The sequence below is a fragment of the Variovorax sp. P1_H2 genome, assembly GCF_056405295.1.
In genome coordinates this window covers 1-5495 of record NZ_JBFUCJ010000206.1, presented here as the reverse complement: position 1 = coordinate 5495, position 5495 = coordinate 1, and the positions used below count along the sequence as shown (strand labels likewise).

At 66.2% G+C, this 5495-nt stretch carries 6 protein-coding genes; 5 read left to right on the top strand and 1 reads right to left on the bottom strand.

Annotation, left to right across the window (positions count from 1 at the left end):
- Window positions 1-2447 (bottom strand): ATP-binding protein (locus tag AC1D2E_RS34475; RefSeq protein WP_478201567.1); only part of this gene is annotated, 2447 nt, incomplete at its 3' end.
- A gap of 343 nt (window positions 2448-2790) precedes the next feature.
- Here AC1D2E_RS34475 and AC1D2E_RS34470 point away from each other — a divergent pair.
- The 5 genes from AC1D2E_RS34470 to AC1D2E_RS34450 form a co-directional block, all read left to right on the top strand.
- On the top strand, window positions 2791-3009 hold the full coding sequence (locus AC1D2E_RS34470; protein ID WP_478201566.1) for a hypothetical protein: 219 nt from the start codon (window positions 2791-2793) through the stop codon (window positions 3007-3009).
- Window positions 3010-3263: 254 nt separating this feature from the next.
- Window positions 3264-3875 carry a hypothetical protein gene (locus AC1D2E_RS34465; RefSeq protein ID WP_478201565.1) on the top strand — a complete coding sequence of 204 codons (612 nt, stop codon included), beginning with the start codon at window positions 3264-3266 and terminating at the stop codon, window positions 3873-3875.
- A gap of 192 nt (window positions 3876-4067) precedes the next feature.
- Window positions 4068-4562, top strand: coding sequence for a methyltransferase family protein (locus tag AC1D2E_RS34460; RefSeq protein ID WP_478201564.1), 495 nt, complete (start codon window positions 4068-4070; stop codon window positions 4560-4562).
- Window positions 4563-4578: 16 nt separating this feature from the next.
- The gene (locus AC1D2E_RS34455; protein WP_478201563.1) at window positions 4579-4926 is read left to right on the top strand and encodes a transglutaminase N-terminal domain-containing protein; all 348 of its coding nucleotides are present in this window, start codon (window positions 4579-4581) and stop codon (window positions 4924-4926) included.
- A gap of 438 nt (window positions 4927-5364) precedes the next feature.
- Window positions 5365-5495: phage integrase N-terminal SAM-like domain-containing protein (locus AC1D2E_RS34450; RefSeq protein WP_478201568.1), on the top strand; the 131-nt coding region annotated here is incomplete at its 3' end.

The following is a 5495-nucleotide window of genomic DNA, read 5'->3' as shown; positions in this document are numbered from 1 at the left end:
CGCGAATTCTGCTTGTATGCGCAAAGGCCAGCGTGGACCAACAGATCTGGTAGGCAGTCGATGCTTAGACCAAATTGCTCGATCAATTCGGCCGCGTTYGCGTCCGGGCGCGCGGCGATGATCGCGAGGACAACCTCCTGCCGCAAAATCGCGGCGAGCTCCGCCTCCGCGTCGTCGCGCTCGCCGGCAGCTTGGCCGACCCCGGCGATCGATAGTCGCTCGATCGCCTGCTTGATCTGCTCGATGTCCCTGAAACGGAACACACGTCGTGCCCACTGGGTAAACTTGGACTGGTTGTGTTGAAAGCCATCGTTGTTGAGCTGGCCCGTGAGCAGCTGTTGCAGTGGCTCCAGATTGTCGAAAAGGTTCTTCGCGCGGATGTCCTCTCCTGCGGCAAGCAGTGCATCAACGACTCGGTAGCCGTCGCTTCCGTACTCCTCGGCGAAGGTCTGCGCAGCGTCAATGTCGCCCACCGCCAGCAAGGCCTCCGTGAGGCTCGTGGCTTGCTCTAGCGCCGTCGATCGCCGTCCGATCTCATCGCGGGCCAGCAGCAGCCGTACGGCGACTGTCGCGTCGTGCGTCGCTTTGGCGGCGCCCAGCGCCAGGCGGATGTCCGCCTGCAGTTCGTTGGGGGACCGCCCCTCGGAAAGCTGGCGCCGAAATCGTGCCGGCTGCGCCAGCCGCAGCACCTCAGCGTGATCCCTTGCGCGGGCGAAGTAGCGCAGCTCCAACCAGCGCTGGGGCGTGTCCGCAGGTGCGGCTCGGGCGAGGACTGCCAATGCGCGGTACACCTGCGTGGAGTAGGCCGTGTCCACCATGCCGAGCCGAAGCCGCCGCTGCTCCAAGATGAACAGACGGAAGCTGTTGTGAAACACGCTCCAACCCAACGAGTTTTCGGTCAGCAGATGGCGAGCCGATTTGAGTGCACGCTCGATGGCAGACTCGGGAATAGTCCGGGCCAGCAGTTCCAGCGGCATCGGGCCCTCGGCGCGGGCAATGTAGCCCAGCACATCCCGCGCCTCATCGTCGTCGTGGATGCCTCGCCAGGCCGAGTGGTAGACGGTCTCGATGTCGCCCGCAAAGGTCATGGCTCCGTCCAGCAGGGCTTCGCGCGCCTGCGCGTCGGCATCGCGCAGCGCCTCGATGAGGTAGCGCGTGACCAGGGGATGACCATGGGACAGTTCGAACAATCGGTCGCGGGGTATTGCGGGATCGAGCACAAGCAGGTCGGCCATGCGATGGACGGCCTCGCGACTGAGGGGCGAGACGAGAACCTTGCGGCTGTCCGCATCGGCTTGATCTCGCACCGCGGGCTTTAGGTCCTGAAGGTTCAGCTGCTGCGTACCCAGCACAAACAGCACCCCTTCCGGGATGGACTCGGGCAACGGCAGTTCGGCGAGGAACGAGCGCTGCGGCTTTTCCTCGCGCGGGACATGGTCCAGTCCATCAACGACGATCAGAGTGCGCACCCCATCCATTTGGTATCGCACGGCCGCCTGCCGCAGGAGCGCGGCGAACTGCTCGCGTCGCTCAGGCAGCGTCTCGTCTCGAAACCGCACGCCCACCAAGCCGCTGTTCTTGAGCTGGGTGGCAATGTCCTCCAGAAAGTCATCGGCCTCGCCGCGTCCCACGCCTTGGCCCACGCCAGGGACGTAGGCTAGGTAGCGCACCACTAGCACTCCCCGTTCCGTCGCTAGGGAGGTTTGCAGCAAAGTGGACTTGCCGGCGCCCGGCGGGCCGATCAGGGCAACATAGCCACTCGTCGCGGCCCGGATGGCGTGGCGCAGCGCGTCCTCGGTGTCAACGTTGCGCTGCACGTGCGCTCCCACCGGGAAAAGATGGCTGTGGTGGGTGATCGCGCTGTCGCGCCATTTAAGCTCGTACAGCAGCTCCGCTCGCGTCCATCGGTCCTTGTTGCGGGCATCGGCTACCAGCTGCGGCAATAGCTTCGCGACATCGTTGGCGAGCCGTGCACCTTCGATAGAAAGTCGGTGGAGTTGCACGAAATCAGCCGCCGAGCCGTGCAGTAGACGAAATACTTGAAGGAATCGCTCGAAGGTGGGCTCGTCCAGGCCGGCAACGTTGCACAGCGAGTCAACGAAGGCTTGCCATCGCGACGCGCGCCACTCAGAGAGGCTCCGCCCCGGATGCTGCTCGAACTCGGCCAAGAACGCGGCGCTGTGGCCATCGGCGCCCGGGGCCACCGTGTCGCTGGTGGAAGGGTAGTCATTGGTGACTAGGCGGATCTCTACCGCCTCGTCGGGGTGGGCGCTCCTCAGGGACTGCCATGCGTCAACGAGCGGCTTGAACAGGCCGTTTGCACCCATCAGAAGCGTGCCCAGCGTGAACTTTTCGGGAAAACGGGACGCCTTGAATTGATATCCAATGACGCGCCCCTCGAATCCCAGGACGAGGTCATCCGCGATGCCGGCAGCGCGATAGGCCAAGCCTACCCAGAGGAGATCGCCACGCTCGAGTTCCGCGTAAATGGCCGCGGCCGCCGACTGGTATTGGCGTCCGTAGCCGCGCTGGGCGCGACGCTCGCCCTCCGCGGGAGGTGTGGTTGCTCTAGCCCCTGTCGTCGAGATCGGGGGAGGGGCGGCAGGTTCTTGTGGTACTTCCTTCATTTGGTTGTCCCGGCACTCGCAGGTAGGTTGCGATCAAGGCCACATTGTCCGTGACCGGGATGGATAGCCGGCGCGACTCGGCGCCGACGATGGCCGTCGGCGTTTCCGGCAACGGTCGTGACAACAAGCTTCATGGCTTCACACGTTGCATGAACGAAGCCGCATGACCGCAAAGTTCGCCACGCAGCGCTCGCGCGAATTCCGCCAGCGCCTTGCCCTGAAGGGGGCCGYCAGCCTCACCATCACCGTCAACCGCGATACCGCCCGCCGCCTTCGCACGATCGTGCGGGAGCACGGGCGGTCGATGGCCGACGTCATCAAGGTGGGCGCGATCCTGAGCCAGCGCGCCCTTGCCGGCACCACCGCGACCGCCGCCGAATGATCGAGGGCGTCAAGGTCGTTCCAGCCCCCGCTGGAGCGCCCGGGGTGTACTTCAAATGCGAGCGCCTGAGCGCCGTGCTATCGCAGACCGCCTGCGCCGACCGATGGAACGCGGCGGCCAGCGGCACGACCTGCTGCGGATGCTTCGTCGGCCGCGAGCACCACGGGCGCACGTCGCCGCCGGGCGCAGCGATGGGCCCAGCGACACGCGCGCCCTCGCGCGAATGCCTGCGCTGCGGAAGGACCGACCTGCGCGTGATCCAGCAGTTCGGCATCTGCGTCAGTTGCTACAACCGCGAGCGCGAATGGCAAATCGGCCGCAACGCCAAGGACAAACCGCCCGCACACTTCGAGCCCTTGAACAATTTCGCGATCGCGACCGAGACAGCGGTCGGTGAAGTTGTGCACCACGCGGTTGAGGCTCGCCATGCGGCAGAGGCCGTGGGCGTCGTCGCGATGCGGCTGCGCAGCGGCTCGCGTTTGAGTGCGACCCGGCCCGGCAACACGGCATGGAGCGCGCATCATGGCCGGCTGGTCATCGCCTGCCCGGCGTGCGGCCATGAGGGGCTGCTGGCGCGCGAGATGCGCGGCACGCTTCGCCACCATTGCCCAGCTTGCCAGGGCGCGCCCAGCGGCCAGGATTGGGCCCTGGCGCGGCCACGTGCGGCCGTCGCGGTATGGCCGGCAGCGACCCTGGTCACTTGGCTTAGGGCCACCGGCGAGCGGCCGCCCGTGCAATGGACCTCGACGGCGTTCGGCTGCGGCCACTGCGGCGCCGGTGTGCTCCAAGCGCGCAGCACCGCAGACGGCCAGGTCGAGGCGCGATGCCCTGCGTGCCACGACCACCACGCAGGGCCGGCCCATTGATAAAGGCTCGCGTCGGCGGGCCTTTATCGAAGCGGCGGCATTATCTAGCTGATGCACTGGAGGCGTCCCGGGCGCTCTGCCACGCTCGGGACATGCCGAAGAACCGCSACTASACCCTCGCGCAGGACATCACGCGACGCCAGCGCTCGCCCAATCCGCACGATTCGCGGYGGCGTTGAGTATGATCCTATCGTGCAGCGCGCCGCCGCGATCATCGGTTCCGCGATCTTCCTGGTCATCGCTCCGGGCACGCTCGCCGTGTACGTCCCTTGGTACCTCACGCACTGGCACTTCGCGCCTCCGCTATTCCCGATCGCGCGCGTGCTCGGCGCCGCCCTGATCGTCGCCGGGTTGCCYATCTTGCTCGATTCGTTCGCTCGCTTCGCGTTGCAGGGCCTCGGCACACCGGCGCCCGTGATGCCTCCCAAGCGCCTCGTCGTCACCGGGCTCTATCGCTACGTCCGCAATCCGATGTACGTCGCAGTCACGGCGTTGATCGCCGGCCAGGGCCTCCTGTTCGGGAGCGTCACGGTGCTGGAGTACAGCGCGATCGTGTGGGCCGGATTCTTCTYGTTCGTTGTCGCCTACGAAGAGCCTGCGCTGGGCGAGCAGTTCGGCGACGAGTACAAGCGCTACCGGGCGAACGTGAGGCGATGGTTACCGCGCATCACCCCATGGCGCGGGTAGGTGGTAAGAACGCTGCGTGCGCGTCGTCGTCCAGCMTCGCAGCCGCTACCACTATCCGAGACCGGCGCTGCTAGGCCCGCAGCTGATCCGGTTGCGGCCGGCCRATCACACGCGCGCGCGGATCGAGAGCTATCAGCTGCTGGTCGAGCCGGAGCATYGCCTGCACTGGCTGCGCGATCCGCACGGCRATCGCGTCGCGCGCGTCAYGTTCAAGGCCGGGCAAGCGGTCTCCGAGCTCGACGTGCTGGTCGAGCTCGCGGTCGAGATCAACGCGATCAATCCGTTCGATTTCTTCATCGACGATCGCGCGCGCAAGGTGCCGTTCGTCTATCCCGACGGGCAGGKTCGGCATCGCGCCATCTGAGTGTGACCGCGGTCGACTGGGTCATCGCTGCCGCCGTCTGCAGTCCGCTCGTGAGCCGGTGTCATCGGCACGCCCATGATGGCGTCATCGTAGCGGGTGTGTCGCCTCKMTGCACGACATCGACTGGGGGAGGCAACGCGGCCTGCTTCAATGGGGATGACCCGTCGGGAAACCCCGGGGTTTTGATTTTGGTCGTTGACGGCTCGGGCCGGCAATACTCATTCCCAGACTTCGCAGCCTGGAAGATGGCCGCTGCAGACGATGCAGGCGCCTGGCGCCGCGAATACGGCGCCTCGCGGTAGCCGCCCGCCTTCGGCCACAGGACGAAACCGCTCGCGCGGTAGCCCGCCGCTGAGGCCGCGGGAGTGGCAATCATTGCGTCCCTGTCTATGTTGAGGACCGAGGCAATCCGCCTCGTTTTTCGACAGGAGCAGGACCATGACTTCTTCGACCCAAACCGCCTCGCCGCTGCGCCAACGCATGATCGAGGACATGCGCATGCGCAAGCTCTCGCCCAAGACGCGCACCGCCTATGTCCGGGCCGTGCGCCAGTTGGCGGCCTTCCTCAA